21 protein-coding genes, 1 pseudogene and 1 riboswitch are annotated in these 21515 nt (G+C 42.1%); of the genes and pseudogenes, 17 read left to right on the top strand and 5 right to left on the bottom strand.

Translation table 11 applies throughout. The features are described from left to right. Nucleotides 1–43: 43 nt before the first annotated feature. The gene (locus MHH54_RS12500; protein ID WP_003216651.1) at nucleotides 44–676 is read right to left on the bottom strand and encodes a LysE family transporter; all 633 of its coding nucleotides are present in this window, start codon (nucleotides 674–676) and stop codon (nucleotides 44–46) included. Nucleotides 677–913: 237 nt separating this feature from the next. Further along, nucleotides 914–1022: riboswitch (TPP riboswitch) on the top strand. A 127-nt stretch (nucleotides 1023–1149) separates the two neighbouring features. On the opposite strand from MHH54_RS12500, the gene thiC reads away from it, so the two are divergent. Further along, the gene (gene thiC, locus MHH54_RS12495) at nucleotides 1150–2910 is read left to right on the top strand and encodes a phosphomethylpyrimidine synthase ThiC (RefSeq protein ID WP_003216710.1); all 1761 of its coding nucleotides are present in this window, start codon (nucleotides 1150–1152) and stop codon (nucleotides 2908–2910) included. A 35-nt stretch (nucleotides 2911–2945) separates the two neighbouring features. Here the strand turns inward: thiC and MHH54_RS12490 are convergent, their stop codons facing one another. After that, nucleotides 2946–3092, bottom strand: a complete 147-nt coding sequence (locus MHH54_RS12490; protein WP_003216600.1) for a hypothetical protein — start codon at nucleotides 3090–3092, stop codon at nucleotides 2946–2948. Nucleotides 3093–3287: 195 nt separating this feature from the next. Here MHH54_RS12490 and MHH54_RS12485 point away from each other — a divergent pair, with 195 nt between their 5' ends. Further along, nucleotides 3288–3467 (top strand): hypothetical protein, encoded by a 180-nt coding sequence (locus MHH54_RS12485; protein WP_034620653.1) that lies wholly within the window; start codon nucleotides 3288–3290, stop codon nucleotides 3465–3467. Nucleotides 3468–3700: 233 nt separating this feature from the next. Here the strand turns inward: MHH54_RS12485 and MHH54_RS12480 are convergent, their stop codons facing one another. Next, nucleotides 3701–4345, bottom strand: a complete 645-nt coding sequence (locus MHH54_RS12480; RefSeq protein ID WP_106029084.1) for a serine/threonine protein kinase — start codon at nucleotides 4343–4345, stop codon at nucleotides 3701–3703. Between the two features lie 238 nt (nucleotides 4346–4583). Between MHH54_RS12480 and MHH54_RS12475 the strand changes: the two genes are divergently transcribed. The 7 genes from MHH54_RS12475 (at nucleotide 4584) to yajC (ending at nucleotide 9602) form a co-directional block, all read left to right on the top strand. Then, nucleotides 4584–5084 carry an intercompartmental signaling factor BofC gene (locus MHH54_RS12475; RefSeq protein ID WP_176372696.1) on the top strand — a complete coding sequence of 167 codons (501 nt, stop codon included), beginning with the start codon at nucleotides 4584–4586 and terminating at the stop codon, nucleotides 5082–5084. 148 nt (nucleotides 5085–5232) lie between these two features. Then, nucleotides 5233–5838: a Holliday junction branch migration protein RuvA gene (ruvA, locus tag MHH54_RS12470; protein WP_342500297.1), complete on the top strand. Its 606-nt coding sequence runs from the start codon at nucleotides 5233–5235 to the stop codon at nucleotides 5836–5838. A gap of 11 nt (nucleotides 5839–5849) precedes the next feature. Then, nucleotides 5850–6854: a Holliday junction branch migration DNA helicase RuvB gene (ruvB, locus tag MHH54_RS12465; protein ID WP_050943663.1), complete on the top strand. Its 1005-nt coding sequence runs from the start codon at nucleotides 5850–5852 to the stop codon at nucleotides 6852–6854. Beyond that, the gene (locus MHH54_RS12460) at nucleotides 6847–7047 is read left to right on the top strand and encodes a DUF2905 domain-containing protein (protein WP_003216361.1); all 201 of its coding nucleotides are present in this window, start codon (nucleotides 6847–6849) and stop codon (nucleotides 7045–7047) included. The genes ruvB and MHH54_RS12460 overlap by 8 nt, the downstream gene beginning before the upstream one ends. A 34-nt stretch (nucleotides 7048–7081) precedes the next feature. Beyond that, nucleotides 7082–8110, top strand: a complete 1029-nt coding sequence (gene queA / locus MHH54_RS12455) for a tRNA preQ1(34) S-adenosylmethionine ribosyltransferase-isomerase QueA (protein ID WP_003216830.1) — start codon at nucleotides 7082–7084, stop codon at nucleotides 8108–8110. 31 nt (nucleotides 8111–8141) lie between these two features. Beyond that, the gene (gene tgt / locus MHH54_RS12450) at nucleotides 8142–9287 is read left to right on the top strand and encodes a tRNA guanosine(34) transglycosylase Tgt (RefSeq protein ID WP_003216540.1); all 1146 of its coding nucleotides are present in this window, start codon (nucleotides 8142–8144) and stop codon (nucleotides 9285–9287) included. A gap of 48 nt (nucleotides 9288–9335) precedes the next feature. Continuing rightward, nucleotides 9336–9602, top strand: coding sequence for a preprotein translocase subunit YajC (gene yajC / locus MHH54_RS12445; protein ID WP_003216659.1), 267 nt, complete (start codon nucleotides 9336–9338; stop codon nucleotides 9600–9602). 51 nt (nucleotides 9603–9653) lie between these two features. Here the strand turns inward: yajC and MHH54_RS12440 are convergent, their stop codons facing one another. Then, a complete protein-coding gene (locus MHH54_RS12440) occupies nucleotides 9654–10031 on the bottom strand; it encodes a TIGR04086 family membrane protein (RefSeq protein WP_003216839.1) in 378 nt (125 codons plus the stop codon). A gap of 165 nt (nucleotides 10032–10196) precedes the next feature. Here MHH54_RS12440 and MHH54_RS12435 point away from each other — a divergent pair, with 165 nt between their 5' ends. Next, nucleotides 10197–10859 (top strand): DUF421 domain-containing protein, encoded by a 663-nt coding sequence (locus MHH54_RS12435; RefSeq protein WP_003216185.1) that lies wholly within the window; start codon nucleotides 10197–10199, stop codon nucleotides 10857–10859. 1 nt (nucleotide 10860) lies between these two features. On the opposite strand, the gene spoVB is transcribed toward MHH54_RS12435, so the two are convergent. Beyond that, on the bottom strand, nucleotides 10861–12411 hold the full coding sequence (gene spoVB / locus MHH54_RS12430; protein WP_034620578.1) for a stage V sporulation protein B: 1551 nt from the start codon (nucleotides 12409–12411) through the stop codon (nucleotides 10861–10863). A 115-nt stretch (nucleotides 12412–12526) separates the two neighbouring features. Here spoVB and MHH54_RS12425 point away from each other — a divergent pair, with 115 nt between their 5' ends. From MHH54_RS12425 to MHH54_RS12395, 7 genes and pseudogenes are all read left to right on the top strand, one after another. Next, a complete protein-coding gene (locus MHH54_RS12425; RefSeq protein ID WP_003216788.1) occupies nucleotides 12527–12823 on the top strand; it encodes a post-transcriptional regulator in 297 nt (98 codons plus the stop codon). 41 nt (nucleotides 12824–12864) lie between these two features. Continuing rightward, entirely contained in the window at nucleotides 12865–15093 is a 2229-nt protein-coding gene (secDF, locus tag MHH54_RS12420; RefSeq protein WP_003216337.1) for a protein translocase subunit SecDF, read from the top strand. Nucleotides 15094–15271: 178 nt separating this feature from the next. After that, nucleotides 15272–15759: pseudogene (locus MHH54_RS12415) on the top strand (cation:proton antiporter regulatory subunit). 102 nt (nucleotides 15760–15861) lie between these two features. Continuing rightward, nucleotides 15862–16215: a lipopolysaccharide assembly LapA domain-containing protein gene (locus MHH54_RS12410; protein ID WP_003216178.1), complete on the top strand. Its 354-nt coding sequence runs from the start codon at nucleotides 15862–15864 to the stop codon at nucleotides 16213–16215. Nucleotides 16216–16296: 81 nt separating this feature from the next. Continuing rightward, entirely contained in the window at nucleotides 16297–18621 is a 2325-nt protein-coding gene (gene recJ / locus MHH54_RS12405; protein ID WP_342500296.1) for a single-stranded-DNA-specific exonuclease RecJ, read from the top strand. A 23-nt stretch (nucleotides 18622–18644) separates the two neighbouring features. After that, complete coding sequence (locus tag MHH54_RS12400) at nucleotides 18645–19157, top strand: adenine phosphoribosyltransferase (RefSeq protein ID WP_003216770.1); 513 nt, start codon at nucleotides 18645–18647, stop codon at nucleotides 19155–19157. A gap of 142 nt (nucleotides 19158–19299) precedes the next feature. Then, entirely contained in the window at nucleotides 19300–21510 is a 2211-nt protein-coding gene (locus MHH54_RS12395) for a bifunctional (p)ppGpp synthetase/guanosine-3',5'-bis(diphosphate) 3'-pyrophosphohydrolase (RefSeq protein WP_012010732.1), read from the top strand. Nucleotides 21511–21515: the final 5 nt, after the last annotated feature.

Raw genomic sequence — 21515 nt, 5'->3', positions numbered from 1 at the left:
AGCATAAAAAAGGCTAAAGTTCCTCAAGAACTTTAGCCTTTTCTTAAAAATAAACCTTAATGCCTATATAGAATTCGTAAAAGAAATAACAGCCAAATCCAAGTAATAAAATACCAGCAATAATGGATGTCCATTTGATCATCGTTCGATTCATCACTTTTCTTGTTAAGGATACAAGGGTGAGAAGACCGATGTCATGAAGGAGAATCCCTGCCAAAATACCGCCTGATGCCAGTATAAATTCAGATGAATCTGTTTTTGTATATGCATCTGCCAGTACAGCTCCAAATACAGAAACCCAGAACACAAGGTTTCCAGGAGACACCGCGACAAGCAAGCCGTTTCTGTACGTTTTTGCGAAAGATTTATTGACTTTTTCGCCAGCTAAATGGATGTCTTGATCCGCATGTTTAATGGAATCGTATGCGAGCATCATTAAGAAGATAGCTCCGATCAGCCAGAGCGGGATTTGGACAAATGGCAGTGATAAAAACTGAGCAAATCCAGCATACAAAGCCAAGATTAGTAAGAGATCAATGGTCATGCCGCCTGCTCCTACAGTTAAACCATGAAAGAAGCCGTTTTTTAATCCTTGTTTAGTCATTTCAACCGTGATCGCTCCAACTGGTAGAGCGATTGAGAATCCTATGACGATAAATGTGAGAAATGTTTGCAATCGACTAGAACTTCCTTTAAAAAAGTCTGTATAAAAATTCTCCGTTTAGATTAATTATACATAATAGGAGAAAAGGATCAATGATTATTTCAGATTTTATCTAAATGTTTGAGGAGGATGATGTATATAAAGGTGTATATCAAGCTGGCTTTATCTCTTTTGTAGTGAAAAGGAACTATTTTCCTAAAACTCCTTTTTTTCATGGCATCTCTATGCTACACTGTTGTGGAAATGAATAAATGTGACTAGGGGTGCCCGCGGCTGGGCTGAGAGAGAAGTGTATGCTTCTTAACCCTTTGGACCTGATCTGGCTCGTACCAGCGTGGGGAAGTTGAAGATGATACATGTGTCTTATAAATGAGATTCATGTTTATTTCTAACGACGAAACCAGGTTCTGTTCATAGAGCCTGGTTTTTTTGCTGGTGCTGATTCCGTCCTGTCCTGTGACAAGAAGAGAAGGAGAGAACAGCAAATGAAAGAAAAGAAAAATACCCTAACAACTCAATCGTTATTATCAAGCTTTGATGGCAGCCGAAAGGTGTATGAGAAAGGGTCAAGACCTGACATTTTAGTGCCAAAAAGAGAGATTGCCCTCTCACAAACGGTGACGCAGGCAGGAAACATTCAAAATGAACCGATTCGTGTGTACGATACGAGTGGACCTTACACCGATGAGCGTGCCCATATCGATGTTACAAAGGGGCTTCATCGTCTGAGAGCGGCATGGATCGAAGAAAGAGGGGATACAGAAAGCTATGAAGGACGTCATGTAAAACCTGAAGATAACGGATATCGCTCCAAAGAGAAATCGTCACATCAGCATGTTCTTACTGATTTTCATCATGAGCCGCTTCGCGCAAAACAAGGTGCCTGTGTGACGCAAATGCATTATGCAAAAAAAGGTATTGTAACGCCTGAAATGGAGTTCATCGCGTTAAGAGAAGAGCTAAGCCCTGAGTTCGTGAGAGAGGAAGTAGCCAGCGGAAGAGCGGTCATTCCAGCGAATATTAACCATCCTGAAAGTGAACCGATGATTATCGGAAGGAATTTTCATGTCAAAATCAATGCGAACATTGGTAATTCAGCTGTGACATCATCCATTGATGAAGAGGTAGAAAAGATGACATGGGCCATCAGATGGGGTGCAGACACTATGATGGATCTGTCTACAGGAAAGGACATTCATACAACGAGAGAATGGATCATACGCAATTGCCCAGTCCCAGTAGGCACCGTTCCCATTTATCAGGCGCTTGAAAAAGTGAATGGCGTGGCAGAAGATTTGACGTGGGAAGTGTACAGAGACACGTTAATTGAACAAGCAGAGCAAGGAGTAGACTACTTCACGATTCATGCGGGCGTGCGATTAAGGTATATTCCGCTGACAGTCGATCGGGTGACCGGAATTGTTTCAAGAGGCGGTGCCATTATGGCAAGATGGTGTCTTGCCCATCATCAAGAAAATTTCCTTTATACCCACTTCGAAGACATTTGTGAGATTATGAAAACGTATGATATTGCTTTTTCACTTGGAGACGGACTCAGACCAGGCTCGATTGCTGATGCCAATGATGAAGCGCAGTTTGCAGAGCTGGAAACGTTAGGTGAATTGACAGAGATCGCTTGGAAACATGATGTACAGGTGATGATTGAAGGGCCTGGACATGTTCCGATGGATAAAATCAAAGAGAATGTAGACAAACAAATGGAGATTTGCAAAGAGGCACCATTTTATACATTAGGACCTCTTACAACAGATATTGCTCCGGGATATGATCATATTACATCTGCTATCGGCGCAGCTATGATCGGCTGGTATGGGACAGCGATGCTATGCTATGTGACGCCAAAAGAGCATTTAGGTCTGCCGAACAAAGAAGATGTAAGAGAAGGTGTGATTGCCTATAAAATTGCTGCACATGCTGCTGATCTAGCAAAAGGACATCCTGCTGCTCAAAAGCGCGATGATGCTTTATCGAAAGCAAGGTTTGAATTTAGATGGCGGGACCAATTCAACCTGTCACTTGACCCAGAAAGAGCGATGGCGTTCCATGATGAAACATTGCCTGCTGAAGGCGCTAAGACTGCCCATTTTTGCTCGATGTGCGGACCGAAGTTTTGCAGCATGAAAATTTCCCATGATATTCGCAATCAATCAGAAGAAGTGAAAAAAGAGATGGAGAAGAAGGCGAAGGAGTTTATCAGCCAAGGAAGTCAAATATATTCATCCTAAAAAAGAACCTCGCACGCATGTTGTGCGGGGTTTTATCAGATCGCGGATAAGGCTTTTCTTAAGAGGTGGAAAAATGCCTTTAATGCAACCCCTATCATGTCCAGACTCGGAATGAGGGCATCTGTTAAATGAAACACGACTGTTTGTCTTTCTGGAGATGTTCGTTTCTTTTTCCGTTTCATAAAGAAAACCTCCTTTTTAAAATAATATACTTCTTTGCAAAGAAGAGGGATAGAGATGTTGTTTGAATTTAAACAAAATTTAAACTTCTTGTGTTTGACAGGAAAGAAGGAGGGGAAACGAGTTGAGTAGAGAATGAATGAAAAGAGCCGATCTATTTGGCCAGCTAACAAGAGAGAGTGGAAGGTGATCTTATGATGAAAGTATTTAAGGTAACATTTCATATGAACAATGGGGAAGTGCTTGATTTCGAGCTAAAACGTCCAGCTACCTATGATGTGTATAAGAAAATTGAAGAAGCCAATCATTGGTTTAAGCTGAATAATGAAATCATTAACTTATTAAATGTGAATAGCATCCATGTTGAAACAGATTGACACAGAAAAGCCGCTCAGTGAGAGCGGCTTTCAGATTGTTGACAAAGGGCTAAAATGATCTTTATTTTAGCCCTTTGTCTTCTTTTCAGCGTGATAGAAAACCTTTGAAGTCTAGGAAGGACGAGCACTGGCGCGGAGCGAATTTGACATTCGTGAGCACCAGCGCGCAGGACTGACAAAGAATGCGAGGGTTTGTCTACACGCTGAAAGCCGCTCAGTGAGAGCGGCTTTCATTATGCAGAGAAATCATTCCGATTATTAAGCTGGCCGCGAGACAGCCAGTTCTTTTTATACAAATAAGCAATCACTTCAAGCCAAAGACGCGGTGCTTTTTTCGGGAAAAAAGGTTTTTGATAATAATCGTAAGCGGCTTTTAAGTCATCCCATTGGTGGCATGCTTTTGTTTGTGTGAAACGGGCAACGTCGATGACCCTGACCTGTCCTTCCTTCGTTAAGATCAGATTCCTTAGGTGGATATCAGAAGGGTTCAATCCTTTCTCGCGTGCTTCTTCTAGCGCATCATCGACTTGTTCAATCATTTGTTTTTTAATAGGAATCCCCTTTGTGAGGCATTCATAGAATGTATATCCTTTAATATATTCCATTAAAATATACTGATCCCCAGATTCATAAATCTCAGGGTAGTAAGACGAACCAGAGAGTTTTTCATAAATGGCGGCTTCTTTGCGGGCAATATGCTGATAAGAAGGGAAAAAGACTTTTAACGCCATTTTCTTGCCGTTTTTTTTGTATGAAAAGACATAGGCACTTCTTCCTTTGCCGCACAGCTCAAGCTCTGCCGGTTTAAAGGCAAGCTTATGAAGACGTTTATCCTCATGATACTGAATCGATTCGGCTAATCTTTTGACTTCTGACATTGACTTCACCTTCTTTGGTTTCAGTTTATGCGGCTGAAAAACGAATGATGAAAAAACCGAGCATTCGATAAAGCAATGGATTGTATAAAACATACCATTTACGAATGAAGGATACAACGAAAGACTCTTCCCATATATTCATGTCATCGATTTGGTTAATGTTTAGAAAAATGGGTCAAACTACATATGTCATGCATCGATCTCATGTTTTAAAGAGGTGTAAATAGTGAAAGTGAAGATGAAATGTTTCGTTACAGGACTTATCATGACAAGTGTGCTTTTTTTCGCTGCGGATATGGAAGGAAAAGAACACTTGCAAAAGCAGTCAAACTCGATCACCGTGCAGCTTGAAAAAGTCTATCTAGACGGAGATGTGAGTATTGAAAGACACCGGGCATCATTAGAAGACAAAGACACATTCTGGTCGCAGTATAAAGGCTGGACGCTAGTAGAGCAGAAAGAGGATTTTGCGCTTTTTAGAAAGCAAATTGATGATATCTCTCCATTAAGTAAAGCAAATGGATATATCGGATTATCAGAGGACGGTGTGATTTCTACGTTTCATGGAAGGCCTGACGGCTGGGCGGAGCCCATTCATCTCTTTTTTCAAATTGATACGTCCCGTTTAGAAAGTCATGTGGAGGAGCAGCTTGAGCAAGGCATTCCTTTTCGAACAAAGGATGAATTTGAGCATGTGCTTGAAGTCATGAAGCCTTACCGAAATGAAATATCGTTTTAAAGCGTATAACAGCTTGCTGGTGTGAAGGCCGCAAGCTGTTTTTCGTAGTGTCATCGTAAAAATGCATTGAGCGAACGTATGTTAACTTTTATTGCGGTTTTCTTCTCGATTTATGTTACAATGAAGAACAGTCAAAGAGGTGAAAACGGTGATAGAGTTTGTAAAAGGGACCATTGATTATGTGTGCCCGCAATATGTTGTCATAGAAAACGGCGGAGTGGGATATCAAGTCTATAGCCCAAACCCGTTTATCTATCAAATCAATAAACATGAAACGATTTATACGTATCATTACATAAAGGAAGACGCTTTTTCGTTATATGGATTTCAAACACGAGAAGAAAAAGCGCTGTTCACAAAACTGTTAAATGTCACAGGGATTGGGCCGAAGGGGGCTCTAGCGATTCTTGCTTCAGGTGATCCAGGCGCTGTCATTTCAGCGATAGAACGTGAAGATGAAGCGTTCCTGATTAAGTTCCCTGGTGTTGGCAAAAAGACAGCTCGCCAAATCATTCTCGATCTAAAAGGAAAGCTAGCTGATGTTGTGCCTGAAATGATTGGCAATCTATTTAATCACGAGGACCATATTCAGGTCGAAACGCAGCAAACGGCATTAGACGAAGCGCTTGAAGCCTTAAGTGTTCTCGGATACGGTGATCGCGAAATTAAAAAGGTTCTTCCATTATTAAAAGAAGAAAAGAATCTCACAACCGATCAATATGTGAAAAAAGCTTTACAAAAAATGTTGAAATAGGGTGATGTCTCATGGATGAACGGCTCGTCTCAACTGAAGCAGACAACCATGAATCAGCCATTGAGCAAAGTCTGCGGCCTCAGACACTTAGCCAATATATCGGTCAGCAAAAAGTAAAGGATAACCTCAGCGTGTTTATTGAAGCTGCCCGTATGAGGCAGGAAACACTCGATCATGTCCTTTTATACGGACCGCCCGGACTCGGGAAAACAACGCTCGCGTCGATTATTGCCAATGAAATGAATGTTCAGCTGCGTACAACATCTGGACCAGCGATTGAACGTCCTGGTGATTTGGCGGCGATTTTAACGTCTCTTGAGCCAGGTGATGTGTTGTTTATAGATGAAATTCATCGCTTGCAGCGCTCAATTGAGGAAGTGCTTTATCCAGCAATGGAGGATTTTTGTTTAGATATCGTCATTGGCAAAGGAGATACAGCGCGCTCTGTACGGCTTGATTTACCGCCATTTACACTTGTAGGTGCCACGACCCGCGTCGGGCTTTTAACAGCGCCGCTTCGTGACAGGTTTGGGGTACATGCAAGATTGGAATACTATGAGCAAAGAGATTTGGCTCACATTGTTTCAAGAACAGCAGAGCTGTTCGAGATTGGGATCGATCTTCGCTCAGCCGAAGAGATTGCAAGACGTTCCCGCGGTACGCCGAGGGTTGCCAATCGTCTACTCAGAAGAGTAAGAGATTTTGCGCAGGTGCTTGGGAATCACGCGATTACCGAGGACATTGCGGAAGATGCCCTTGAGCGCCTTCAAGTCGACAAGCTTGGTCTTGATCATATCGACCATAAGCTGCTTTTAAGTATGATTGAAAAATTTAGAGGCGGGCCTGTTGGGCTTGATACGATCTCAGCGACAATTGGAGAAGAATCACATACGATTGAAGATGTGTACGAACCGTATTTACTGCAAATTGGTTTCCTGCAAAGAACACCAAGAGGACGGGTCGTCACAAGAGAAGCGTATGAACATTTTCAAATGGAGGTTCCGATTCGTGACTGAATTCCCTAAAATATTGATGATTTTAGGTGGTGTCCTTTTTGCCGCAGGATTAGGTTTTCAATTGGTTGGTAAGCTTCCAGGTGATATTTTTGTAAAAAAAGGAAATGTGACGTTCTTTTTTCCTGTGATCACATGCATTGTCATTAGCATCGTGCTAACCATATTACTGAATATCTTTGGACGGATGAAATAACGTTAACTAGTTAACTACAGAATAGGTGAAGGAAATGAAGCTAGAACTATTTGATTTTGATTTACCAGAAAGATTGATTGCACAAGTACCGCTTGAAAAACGAGACGCATCAAGACTGATGGTCTTAAATAAACAAACGGGGGCAATCAAACACGATACATTCTCACAAATCACCGATTATTTTCAAACGGGTGATTGTCTCGTTTTAAATAATACGCGCGTTCTCCCGGCACGTTTGTTTGGAATGAAAGAGGATACAGGTGCAAAAGTTGAACTTCTTCTCTTAAAACAAGAGGAAGGCGACAAATGGGAGACACTTGTAAAACCAGCCAAACGGGTGAAAAAAGGAACAGTGATCACATTTGGTGATGGACGGCTTCAAGCGGTATGTACAGAAGAATTAGAACATGGCGGAAGAAAAGTTGAGTTTCAGTATACCGGCATTTTTTATGAAGTACTTGAATCCCTTGGTGAAATGCCGCTGCCTCCTTATATTAAAGAGCAGCTTGACGATCGTGAACGTTATCAAACGGTGTATTCGAAAGAGGTCGGCTCCGCTGCTGCTCCGACTGCTGGTCTTCACTTTACAAACGAGCTGCTGGATGCGCTGAAAGAAAAGGGTGTGCACATCGCATTCATTACACTGCACGTGGGGCTTGGTACTTTTCGTCCGGTCAGTGCAGATCGTATTGAAGAACACGAAATGCACGCGGAATTTTACGAAATGAATGAAGAAACAGCGGCAGAGCTTAATCGCGTTCGCAAAGAAGGCGGGCGGATTATTTCAGTGGGGACAACGTCAACGAGAACGCTAGAAACCATTGCAAGTGCGCATGACGGTGAATTCAAAGCGTCAAGCGGCTGGACGTCAATCTTTATTTACCCCGGCTACACATTCAAGGCAATTGATGGCATGATCACGAATTTCCATCTGCCAAAATCCTCGTTAATCATGCTTGTCAGCGCATTAGCTGGACGAGAGCATGTCCTAAAAGCGTACAATGAGGCTGTAAAAGAGGAATACCGATTCTTCAGCTTTGGCGATGCCATGCTGATTCAATAACATCATACAACAAAGACAGGAGGGCTCATTTTTGTCGCAATTACCGATACGTTATGAGTTCATTAAATCATGCAAACAAACAGGTGCACGACTAGGACGCGTTCATACACCGCACGGCTCCTTTGACACACCTGTATTTATGCCGGTAGGTACACTGGCTACAGTCAAAACGATGGCGCCTGAAGAACTAAAGGCAATGGAAGCAGGCATCATCTTAAGCAATACGTACCACCTATGGCTCCGTCCGGGTCATGACATTGTGAAAGAAGCAGGCGGCCTGCATAAATTTATGAACTGGGATCGAGCGATTTTGACCGACTCAGGCGGATTCCAAGTCTTCTCTTTGAGTGAATTTAGAAAAATTGAAGAAGAAGGCGTCCACTTCCGTAATCACTTAAATGGAGATAAGTTGTTCCTTTCTCCTGAGAAGGCCATGGACATTCAAAATGCGCTTGGCTCTGATATTATGATGGCATTTGATGAATGCCCGCCATATCCAGCAGAATACGATTACATGAAACGTTCTGTAGAGCGGACAAGCAGATGGGCAGAACGCTGTCTAGAAGCACATCAGCGTCCAGAGGATCAAGGGCTGTTTGGAATCATCCAAGGCGGAGAATACGAAGAGCTTCGTAAACAAAGTGCAAAAGATCTCGTGTCACTTGATTTCCCAGGCTACGCCATCGGAGGCTTATCTGTTGGGGAACCAAAAGATGTGATGAACCGTGTACTCGAGTTCACAACGCCATTGTTACCAGCAGACAAGCCAAGGTACTTAATGGGTGTCGGCTCACCAGATTCCTTAATTGACGGCGCCATTCGCGGTGTAGATATGTTTGACTGCGTATTGCCAACACGAATTGCTAGAAACGGTACGTTGATGACAAGCGAAGGACGTCTAGTTGTGAAAAATGCAAAATATGAGCGTGATTTCAGACCAATCGATGAAAATTGTGACTGCTACACATGTAAAAACTACACACGCGCTTATATTAGACATTTGATCAAAACAAATGAAACGTTCGGAATTCGATTAACAACTTATCATAATCTTCATTTTCTGTTAAAATTAATGGAGCAAGTGAGAGAAGCTATCCGTGAGGATCGTTTAGGTGATTTTAAAGAAGAGTTTTTTGAGCGTTACGGCTTTAACGAACCGAATGCGAAAAACTTTTAACGCATAAACGAAAAGGCTTTACAATGCTTTAGAAAGGGGTGAAATAGAATGGATGGTGGTATGGGTTCAATCATTATGATTGTTGTCATGTTTGCTGTGCTTTACTTCTTATTAATCCGTCCACAGCAAAAGCAACAAAAAGCTGTGCGTCAGATGCAGCAATCTTTATCAAAAGGCGATAAAATCGTCACAATCGGTGGTTTACACGGTGAAATCGACTACATTGATGAATCAAAAGTGGTCATCAAAACAAGCGAAAACAACCGTTTAACTTTCGATCGTCGTGCTATTAGAGAATTAGCTGACAAAGGCTAATCCTCCGATACATAGCCATAAAAAAAAGAGCGATATAGATCCGCTCTTTTTTTATTTGCCTCGAAGATTGACGCCAATCATTCCGCCGAGCATACAAATCCCTAGAAATGCCCCATGATAGATGAACTGCTCTGGTGAAAAGGTTTCTCCAAACCCTAAATATTGAAACAAAAATACAGTGAGGGAAAAGATCAGCGAAGTAATCGCACCAATGAACCAGCCGCGCTCCTTTGCCTTTCCTCCAGAAATGATCCCCCCTAATAAAAGTGCCACAAAGGACAAAATCATAATCATCCATTTAAACGATGATTCCTGCATACTTGTGAAGGTAAGCATGAGCGATACAAGTAAGCTTGTGACAATCATGACGATAAAAATGGCCATTAAGCCGGATAAAATCCCTTTTCCTATTTGTTTCGTTTCCTGCATGTGATTCGTCTCCTCTCCAATTGACCGAAGCTTGTCTTTTACTAAAATGTATTCACATAGAAGAAAAAATAGACATGTTTCTCACGATAAAAACAGAGGCTTTCTTTTCTACATAAATAAAGGGTTTTGACACAAGCTATGGTGGAGAAGGAGGGTTTACATCACATGCAGGACATCTTGATTATCTCCATGAGAACAATCATTTTATATTTTCTTATTTGGTTTATTTTTCGGTTAATGGGAAAGAGAGAAATTGGCGAATTGAGTATTTTAGATCTTGTCATTTTTATGATGATCGCAGAAATTGCGGTTCTCGCTATAGAAGAAGTCGAGGATCACATGTTACATACGGTATGGCCGATCCTGCTGTTAACCTTCATTCAAATCACACTTGCCTATCTCTCATTGAAATTCCAAGGTGTCCGGCGCTTTCTTGACGGCAAACCGGTCCTGCTCATCATTAATGGGAAAATTGACGAGGGTGCGATGAGAAAACAGCGATACAATTTTGATGACCTGCTCATTCAATTAAGAGAAAACAACATCGATAGCATTCAGGATGTGTCTTACGCCATTTTAGAGCCATCCGGAAAGCTTGCGGTTGTCGAAAAAGAAAACAAGCACACACACGGAGCGCTTGAGCTGCCACTTATTGCTGATGGCGTTGTACAGCACGATCATTTGAAGCAAATTAATCAAAATGAACAGTGGCTGAAAGATGAGCTTGCCAAAAGGGGCTATCATGAAATTGATCAGATTTCCTACTGCAGCTTTAATCAAAAGACATTTTATATTGATTTGAAAGATGAAGTGATCAAGAAGAAATGAGCTAAAGCAGTTTCCCTATAAACGGGATACGGCGAAGCTCTTCACGCTTCACTAGCCCTAGACAGATTAATAGAATGACATACAGCGCGCACGTAACAAAGATCAGCATCACAAGCTCAATCGGGGCAGAAAAGAGCCCGTTTACTTGAGATTTCAGCCAAAGGCTCACGGCCCCAGTGCCGATGATCACAAGAACGCATATCCCATATTCCTTCATTGGTAAATGAATAGGCAGTACTTTACCGACAGTTGCCGCATGAAGCAGCGTGACAAGGACGATGCCGATTAATATTGCAAGTGCTGCCCCCATAATGCCAAAGCCCGGCTGTGAAGCAAGAACAAAGATCATTCCTGTTTTCACAACAGCACCTATCAGACTATTCGTCATCGCCGCACCAGCTAAATTGAGTGCTTGCAAGACGGCTTGAAGCGGCCCTTGAAAATAATATAGAAGAAAAAATGGTGCCATGAATTTTACATAAATAGCCGCATGCGATGAACCATACATAAAGAGCGTTAAATCTTCTGCGTAAACGAAAAGAATAATACAGGAAATACCTCCGCTGAGTAGACAAAGACGCATCGCCTGCTTCAGCCTGTATTCGACCGTTTTGCGTTTGTTCTGCTCCATTCCTTCACTGATTGCTGGGACCAGTGCAGTGGAGAGAGAATACGTAATAAAGCTAGGCAGTGTCAAAAGGGTCAGCGCAAGACCAGTCAATTCCCCGTATTGTCTTGTCGCCTCGACGGCCGCATATCCAGCAATAGCAAGACTTTGCGCGACAACTATCGGCTCTAAAAACCACGAAATATTCCCGATAAAACGGCTGCCTGTTGTTGGCAGGGCAATACTCATCAGCTGCTTAAACGTGTCCTTACCGTCATGAATCGCCTTAAAAAATCGTTTTCGAATACGAATGGTCTTTTTATAACGAAAGGCAATCAGTAAATAAGCAAGTGAAATCATCTCTCCAATAACAGATGAAATCATCGCACCTGCTGCCGCATATTCAATCCCATAAGGAAGGAAAGCCGTTGTACATACTGCCACTAGAGAAATTCTTGCAACCTGTTCCAGTACTTGAGATATGGCAAGCGGGCTCATTTGCTGTCTGCCTTGAAAATATCCTCTTAGCACACTGGAAATGGCGATGACTGGGACAACGGGCGTAATGGCAAGCAGTGGATAGACCGTTCTAGGATCTGTCAGCATATTTTCTGCCATGATGGGTGCAAACCATAAAAAGAGCGGCGTGAATATCAGGCTGAGAGTCCCTGTTATCGCAAGAGACATGACAAGAATTCGTTTTGTTTTCTGTTTGTCACCCCGGGCTTCTGCTTCTGCGACAAGCTTGCTGATAGCGACAGGCAGTCCGAATTGTGTTAGCGTCACAGCGAGAAAAAAGGTAGGAGCAGCCATCATATAAAGCCCGACTCCTTCTTCGCCAATGAACCTTGCAATGACAATTCGATTGACAAAACCCAATATTCTCGTGATAAAACCTGCTAAAATTAAAATAATCGTGCCCTTTAAAAACGTTTGCTTCGTCAAATCAAAGATCACCTGCCTTCTCAAACGACATAGAATCATATACAATAAGATATGCGTGTATATCGTCCAAGCATGACAAGTCTCTCGATAAAAACTGAAAAGGGGGAGCGTCCCATTGACACAACATCCGGCTGCAATTTACAAAGACCATTTAAAGCCTTTTCTGTTCAGTAAGCTTGAAGAATTCATCGTTTTGGGCTATAAAGATGTAGATTTAGAGGAATTATGGTCATACTTAGAGAATAAGAAGTGGAAGAAAAAACAAGAGTATCCGATTCATGAAATGGTTGCAGATATTTTATCTGTGAAAATTGGCGAATTTATGAACTATGCAACCGTTCAGTCGTTTAAAACGTCTGCTTTTTTGGACAGTGAAGATGGCAAGAATATGCTAGATGAACTGTTGAAATAAGCCATCTTAATGGATTCAGGTGTTTAAGGAGGAAATACATAATGAAAAAAGGGCGCATTCTTGCGTTTTTCTTAGTGGTTCTGTTAATCGGAACTGGCGTAGGCTTACTAACAAAGCCTGTTGCGAAAGATATGACGCTAGGGCTGGATTTACAGGGTGGATTTGAGGTCCTGTATGATGTACATCCAGTGAAAAAAGAGGATAAAATCACAAATAGTGTCCTCGTCAGTACAGTGGAGGCTTTAAACCGAAGAGCCAATGTGCTAGGTGTAAGTGAGCCGAACATCTCGATTGAAGGCAACAATCGTATCCGTGTGCAGCTTGCGGGAGTAAAAGATCAAAACAGAGCTAGGGAGATTCTTTCCACTGAAGCACAGCTATCCTTCAGAGATACGAATGATAAAGAACTCCTTAACGGGGCTGACCTGGTCGAAAACAGTGCAAAACAAACATTCAGTCAAACGAATGAGCCAATTGTGACGGTTAAACTAAAGGATGCGAAAAAATTTGGTGACGTCACAAGAAAAGTAGCGGCGATGGCGCCGAATAACCAGCTTGTCATTTGGCTTGATTACCACAAAGGAGATTCCTTCAAAAAAGAAGTCTCAAAATCAAACCATAAGTATGTCTCTGCACCGAATGTGAATCAAGAAATTAACAGCAGTGACGTGCAAATTGAAGGGAAATTTACTGTCCAAGAGGCAAAGGACCTTGCAAGTATTTTAAATGCCGGGGCATTGCCAGTGAAATTAACAGAAAAATATTCAACATCTGTGAGTGCACAGTTTGGTGAACAAGCACTGGACGAAACAGTGTTCGCAGGAATTGTAGGAATCGCATTTATCTTCTTATTCATGCTGCTTTATTACCGATTACCTGGTCTTATCGCTGTCATCACACTTTCAGCTTATATTTACATTACGCTTCAAGTGTTTGATTGGATGGGTGCAGTCATGACGCTGCCTGGAATTGCGGCATTGATTCTAGGGGTAGGGATGGCTGTTGATGCCAACATTATTACTTATGAGCGGATCAAAGAAGAGCTCAAGCTCGGCAAATCAGTCCGTTCTGCTTTCAGATCAGGGAACCGCCGATCATTTGCAACCATCTTTGATGCAAACTTAACAAGTATTATTGCCGGCGGCGTGCTGTTCTTCTTCGGGACAAGCTCGGTAAAAGGATTTGCAACGATGCTCATCCTATCGATTTTAACTAGCTTTATCACAGCTGTCTTCCTATCAAGATTCCTTCTTGGTCTTCTTGTTGAAAGCCGCTATCTTGACCGTAGAAAAGGCTGGTTTGGTGTTCGTCAAAAAGACATTATGAACATTCATGAAACAACAGAAACCACCGAGCCAAAAACACCATTTGATAAGTGGGATTTCGTCAGCAAACGTAAAGGATTTATGATTTTCTCAGCTACTATCACCATTGCGGGAATCATTGTTCTTTCCATCTTCAAGCTGAATGCGGGAATTGACTTTACAAGTGGAACTAGAATTGATATCCAAAGTGATCACAAGCTGTCAACTGAACAAGTCGAGCAAGACTTTAAAAAGCTGGACCTTGAGACAGACAGTGTCGTGTTATCGGGTCAAAAAGAAAATCAGGCAGCAGCGAGATTTGTCGGTGTGCCGAACAAAGAAAAGATTGCTGAAGTGAAAGATTACTTCAAAGATAAATACGGAACGGAGCCGAACGTAAGTACAGTGTCTCCGACTGTTGGGAAAGAACTTGCCCGAAATGCATTATATGCTGTCATCATTGCTTCAATCGGGATCATTTTATATGTATCCGTTCGATTTGAATATAAAATGGCCATTGCAGCGATTATTTCACTGCTGTATGACGCGTTCTTTATCGTGGCCTTCTTTAGTATTACGCGTTTAGAGGTGGATGTCACCTTCATTGCGGCGATCCTCACAGTCATCGGATATTCGATCAACGACACGATTGTCACCTTTGACAGGGTTCGTGAACAAATGAAGAAGCGCAAACCAAAAACCATTGAAGATCTATCGTACATTGTGAACTTAAGTTTACAGCAAACCTTTACGCGATCTGTCAACACGGTATTAACCGTACTTGTCGTTGTAATTGCACTCCTTATCTTTGGATCAGCGTCAATTACAAACTTCTCCATCGCCTTACTTGTCGGTCTGTTAACAGGGGTGTACTCATCTCTATATATCGCAGCGCAAATTTGGCTCATGTGGAAAGGCCGTGAGATGAAAAAACCGGCGAAGATTGATACTGAGCAAGATATTTAATTGAGTGAGACTGCCCAAGCGGCAGTCTTTTTTCTTTAGTTTTTCCGGAAATCAGACGATTCGAAAAAACATTTCGGGTATCATTGATCTTGAAATGGTCTTTTGCTATAATGACATACGTTTAGACCAGTATAGAAAGCAAGTGTCCGTTTGAGGCATTTGGCTTTGGAGGGCTGTTATGAAGGTTCGGGAAACTGAACTGCCAGGTACCGGTCACAAAGCCGAAATGATCACAAGAAATAATGAGAAGCTTGCCATCATTACACACGATGACGGCAGGAGAGAGAAATGTATCATTTTCAAGAGGACGATCATGAAGAATCTATTTCAGGTATCTTGCTAAACGATGAAGAAGCAAGACAAATTGCAGCAATCTTAGGCGGCATGGTATATAAGCCGAAAGCGCTTGAAACTGTAGAAGTAGCCATTGATAAACTGATGATTGAATGGTTTAAGATTGAAAAGAATGCACCAGCTGTTCAGCAAACAATCGGTGACCTGAGTGTCCGCCAATATGATCAAGTAACAGTCATCGCTATCGTGAGAAAATCATATGAGAAAATGAATCCAGGACCTGAAACGGTCATTGAAGAAGGGGATACCCTTGTTATTTCTGGAGAAAGACAAGAAAAAAAGAATCTCATTTTAAAAAAACTCAGCAGCTAATTCATGCCCATGCTGTTAGATTTTCTTCCGCACTTTTCTTTCTGTGTTTAAAAAGGACTATGAAAAGGGAAGAATAAAAGAAAAAGCTTGGGGGATATGTAGATGAACAAACAACAATGGACCATCATACTCGCATTTATTTTCGTATTAATTGTCTCAGTATTTGCCGTAATCAATGTGCGGCCGGTGCAAGTTGACTACTTATTTGGATCGGCTGAATGGCCGCTGATCCTTGTCATTATTGGTTCTGTGCTCATGGGCGGACTCATTGTGGCTTTTGCAGGGATTTTCCAAATTATGAAACTAAAACGTGAACTAAAGGCATTAAAAGCTGAGCGTGCAGCCGCACCTGCACCTGCTGTTTCGAATAAAAAGATCGACAAAGACGTTCAAAAGAAACCGAATGTGACGCCTTTAAAAGAACAGCCAGCATCATTTAACCGGAAGGAAAAATAATCTTCCAGCACAATTTCATAAAATAAAAATTGAAACCCCTCAGGCCACTCTAGTATAATAGTGTGGTTGAGGGGTGAATTTATGTTATTATCCAAAATGCGCTGGGAATATGAACATCCAAGCGAAGAAAAAGTGAAATCACTCTCTGAAAATCTGAATATTTCAGCGCTGACTGCATCGCTTCTTGTAAAAAGAGGACTTGAAGAAGTAGAAGAAGCGAGGTCTTTTTTATTTGATCAAAAAGCCGAATTTCATGATCCATTTCTATTAAAAGGAATGAAAGAGGCAGTAGAGCGCATCAACAAAGCGATCGAAGAGCAGGAATCGATTGTGATCTTCGGAGACTATGATGCGGATGGTGTGACAAGTACGTCTGTGCTTTTACATACATTAAAAGAGTTGTCTGCGAAAGTAGACTTTTATATTCCAGATCGATTTAAAGAAGGCTATGGGCCTAATGAACAGGCTTTCCGATATATCAAAGAGCAAGGCGCATCGCTTGTCATCACCGTCGATACAGGCATTGCAGCTGTAAATGAAGCACGTATTGCAAAAGAAATAGGGTTAGACCTGATCATTACAGATCACCATGAACCAAGTGAGGAACTGCCTGAGGCACTTGCGATTGTTCATCCTAAGCAGCCAGGCTGTGAGTATCCCTTTAAAGAACTTGCCGGTGTAGGCGTAGCATTTAAAGTGGCGCATGCACTTCTTGGAAAGCTGCCAACTCAGCTGTTAGATCTTGCGGCAATTGGGACAATAGCGGATCTTGTGCCGCTTCATGATGAGAATAGATGGCTCGCTAAAAAAGGGCTTATGCAGCTTAGGCAGTCGAATAGACCAGGGCTGAAGGCGTTATTGAAAGAAGCAGGTGCTACTCTTGAAGAAGCAAATGAGGAAACGGTCGGCTTTCAAATTGCGCCAAGGCTGAATGCTGTAGGACGAATTGAACAGGCCGATCCAGCTGTTCATCTTCTCATGACAGAGGATAAGGATGAAGCAGAAGAACTCGCTCGTTTTGTACAAGAACTGAATAAAGAACGTCAAAAAATTGTGAGTACGATCACAGAAGAAGCCATTCAAATGGTGGAAGAGACAGGTGATGACCAGTCTGCAATCGTAGTAGCGAAAGCTGGCTGGAATCCGGGTGTTGTCGGAATTGTTGCCTCTAAATTGACGGATAAATTTTCTCGTCCGGCGATTGTGCTTGGAATAGATGAAGAGACGCAAATGGCAAAAGGATCAGCGCGGAGTATTCCTGGCTTCGATCTATTTTTCCATTTAAGCAAATGCCGTGACATTCTGCCGCATTTTGGCGGGCACCCGATGGCTGCGGGTATGACACTTCGAGCGGATGATGTTCCTTTACTAAGGGAAAGATTAAATCAATATGCGAATGAAACGTTGACAGAAGAAGATTTTATTCCGATTCAGCGGGTTGATGCTGTATGCAAGGTAGACGAGTTGACGGTTGAAGCAATTGAAGAAGTGGGGATGCTGTCACCATTTGGCATGCAGAATCCAAAGCCGTTCATCATGATTGAAGATGTGAGACTTGAAGAAATCCGAACAATTGGAGCAAATCAGAATCATATTAAAATGTCTCTGAAAGACGAAGAGAAGCTGCTTGACTGTGTCGGTTTTCATCAAGGTCAATTAAAAGAAGAAGTTGTCACAGGTAGCCGCATTTCCGTCATTGGTGAAATGTCCATCAATGAATGGAATAACCGGAAGAAACCACAGCTCATGCTAAAAGATGCCCGAGTAGATGAGTGGCAGCTGTTTGATTTGCGCGGCAAAAAGGATTGGGAAAAGACAATCTCCACGCTTGACCCAGAAAAATATGTGGTGGTCTGTTTTGACGAAGAAACAAAACAGGAAGTCAAAATCCCGATTCATCATGTCCATGCAGAAAATGTTTCAACATTCGATGTAGAAGGCAAGTATGTTGTCTTTGCAGATGTTCCAGCAGATGAACACTTACTAAGGCAGCTGTTAGAAAACCAAAAGCCAGCTAGAGTTTATACGGTTTTCCAAAGAAAAGAAGATCATTTCATGTCCTCTTTCCCTAGCCGTGATCAATTCAAATGGTTTTATGGATTCTTGTTAAAGCGAGGAAGTTTCCCTCTCAAGGAGCAAGGAATGGAGCTTGCGAAACATAGAGGCTGGACAAAAGATACAATGATTTTTATGACAAAGGTGTTTTTTGAACTCGGTTTTGTTAAAATAGAGAATGGTGTGCTGTCAATAGTACGTGATGCCCCTAAAAAAGATTTAACAGCATCAGCATCCTATACAGCAAAACAACGATTGATGGAACTCGATCAAACACTAACATATTCCTCAGCCAAAGAGCTGAAGGAATGGCTGAATAGCATGATGAGCGAAGTCTCACCTGTGCTTTGACGTACGAGGAGGAAAAGGAAAAGATGGATTTAAAACAATATGTGACAGTTGTACCTGACTACCCAAAGGAAGGTGTACAATTTAAAGATATTACAACGTTAATGGATAAAGGCGAAGTGTACCGTTATGCAACGGATCAAATCGTTGAATACGCGAAGGAAAGAGACATTGATCTCATTGTTGGACCTGAAGCGCGTGGATTCATTATTGGCTGCCCTGTAGCATACGCACTTGGTGTAGGTTTTGCACCGGTTCGTAAAGAAGGAAAGCTTCCTCGTGAAGTCGTTAAAGTCGAATACGGCTTAGAATATGGGAAAGATGTATTAACGATTCATAAAGATGCGATTCGTCCTGGTCAACGTGTATTGATTACAGATGACTTACTTGCGACTGGTGGAACAATTGAAGCGTCCATCAAGCTTGTAGAGGAATTGGGCGGCGTTGTGGCAGGAATTGCATTCTTGATTGAGCTGACGTATCTGGACGGCAGAAAGAAGCTTGACGGTTACGACATCTTGACGTTAATGCAATACTAATGGAGTTTTACGAAAAAAGCACTCGGTAAGAAGGGTGCTTTTTTCCTATCAAAAATCTTTTAGCGGACTTCTTCTCTTTACATCTATCGAATTTTTCTTGATAATAAACTACAATACAGTTTTCATTTAAAAAGGTGATTCCATGGCGAACGAACAAGTTTTAACGGCGCAGCAGGTCATTGACAAGGCAAGAGAATACCTGTCCGCTGAACATATTCAATTTATAGAGCGAGCATATGAATATGCTGAAAATGCACATAAGGAGCAATACCGGAAGTCTGGTGAGCCTTATATTATCCATCCAATTCAAGTGGCGGGGATTCTTGTTGACCTTGAAATGGACCCATCGACCATTGCAGGAGGTTTCCTGCACGATGTTGTCGAGGATACAGATGTGACATTACAGGATTTAAAAGAGCATTTTAACGAAGAAGTTGCGATGCTTGTTGATGGTGTAACAAAGCTCGGGAAGATTAAATATAAATCACAAGAAGAACAGCAGGCCGAAAACCATCGAAAAATGTTTGTGGCAATGGCGCAGGATATACGCGTCATCTTGATTAAACTGGCAGACCGTCTGCACAATATGAGAACGCTCAAACACCTTCCTCAGGAAAAGCAGCGTAGAATTTCAAATGAAACCCTTGAAATCTTTGCACCGCTTGCGCACAGATTAGGGATTTCAAAGATTAAGTGGGAGCTTGAAGATACAGCGCTCCGTTACTTAAATCCGCAGCAATATTACCGGATCGTGAATCTCATGAAGCGTAAACGAGCGGAACGTGAGGAATACTTGGACGAGGTTGTCAATGAAGTAAAAGATCGTGTGTCAGAGGTAAACATCAAGGCTGAATTTTCCGGAAGACCAAAGCATATTTATAGTATTTATCGCAAAATGGTCCTGCAAAATAAGCAGTTTAATGAAATTTATGATCTGCTGGCCGTTCGTATTTTGGTTGACAGCATTAAAGACTGCTATGCCGTGCTCGGGATTATCCATACATGCTGGAAGCCGATGCCAGGCAGGTTTAAGGATTATATTGCAATGCCAAAGCCGAACATGTACCAATCGCTTCATACAACAGTGATTGGGCCAAAAGGTGACCCGCTTGAAGTTCAAATCCGAACAGTGGAAATGCATGAAATTGCAGAGTACGGAATTGCTGCGCACTGGGCATACAAAGAAGGAAAAGAGTCAGCAGAATCAACGGAGGAAGCTGTCTTCCAGAAGAAGCTCTCTTGGTTTAGAGAAATCCTTGAATTCCAAAATGAATCGACAGATGCAGAAGAGTTTATGGAATCGTTAAAGATCGATCTCTTCTCTGATATGGTGTTTGTCTTTACTCCAAAAGGAGACGTCATTGAACTGCCATCGGGTTCCGTGCCGATTGACTTCTCTTACCGGATTCACTCGGAAATTGGGAACAAAACGATCGGTGCGAAGGTCAACGGAAAGATGGTCACGCTCGATCATAAATTGAAAACAGGTGACATTATTGAAATTCTGACATCAAAGCACAGCTATGGACCAAGTCAGGATTGGGTCAAACTTGCCCAAACCTCCCAAGCGAAGCACAAGATCAGACAGTTTTTCAAAAAACAGCGCCGTGAAGAAAATGTCGAAAAAGGCCGAGAACTCGTGGAGAAAGAAATCAAAAACCTTGAGTTTGATGTCAAAGACATCCTGACAGCTGAAAACCTGCAAAAAGTGGCTGACAAATTTAATTTTTCAAACGAAGAGGACATGTATGCAGCGGTTGGTTATAACGGAATTACTGCACTCCAAGTCGCCAATCGTTTAACTGAAAAAGAAAGAAAACAAAGAGATCAAGAAGAACAAGAAAAAACGGTTCAAGAAGTGACAGTAGAGCCAAAGACATATCACGGGAAGAAACGAGAAGCAGGTGTAAGAGTCAAAGGGATAGATAACCTGCTTGTCCGCTTATCTAAGTGCTGTAATCCTGTTCCCGGTGATAGCATTGTTGGTTTTATTACGAAAGGCCGAGGCGTATCTGTTCACCGTGATGACTGTCCGAACGTGAAGACAGGAGAAGCGCAAGAACGGTTAATTCCGGTAGAGTGGGAGCACGAACAGCCTGCTCGAAACCGTAAAGAATACAATGTGGAAATTGAAATACTAGGATATGATAGACGCGGCTTACTCAATGAGGTGCTTCAAGCAGTCAACGAAACAAAAACGAACATCTCGTCGGTTTCTGGTAAGTCTGACCGTAACAAAGTGGCGACGATCCATATGGCGATCTTTATCCAAAACATTAACCATTTGCACAAAGTGGTAGAACGCATTAAACAAATCAAAGACATCTACTCTGTTCGCCGATTCATGAATTAGAAAGG

It is taken from the genome of Bacillus sp. FSL K6-4563 (assembly GCF_038630405.1).
GTDB lineage: Bacteria > Bacillota > Bacilli > Bacillales > Bacillaceae > Bacillus > Bacillus pumilus.
The sequence above is the reverse complement of the archived record's forward strand: the minus strand, read 5'-3'. Positions and strand labels throughout refer to the sequence as shown.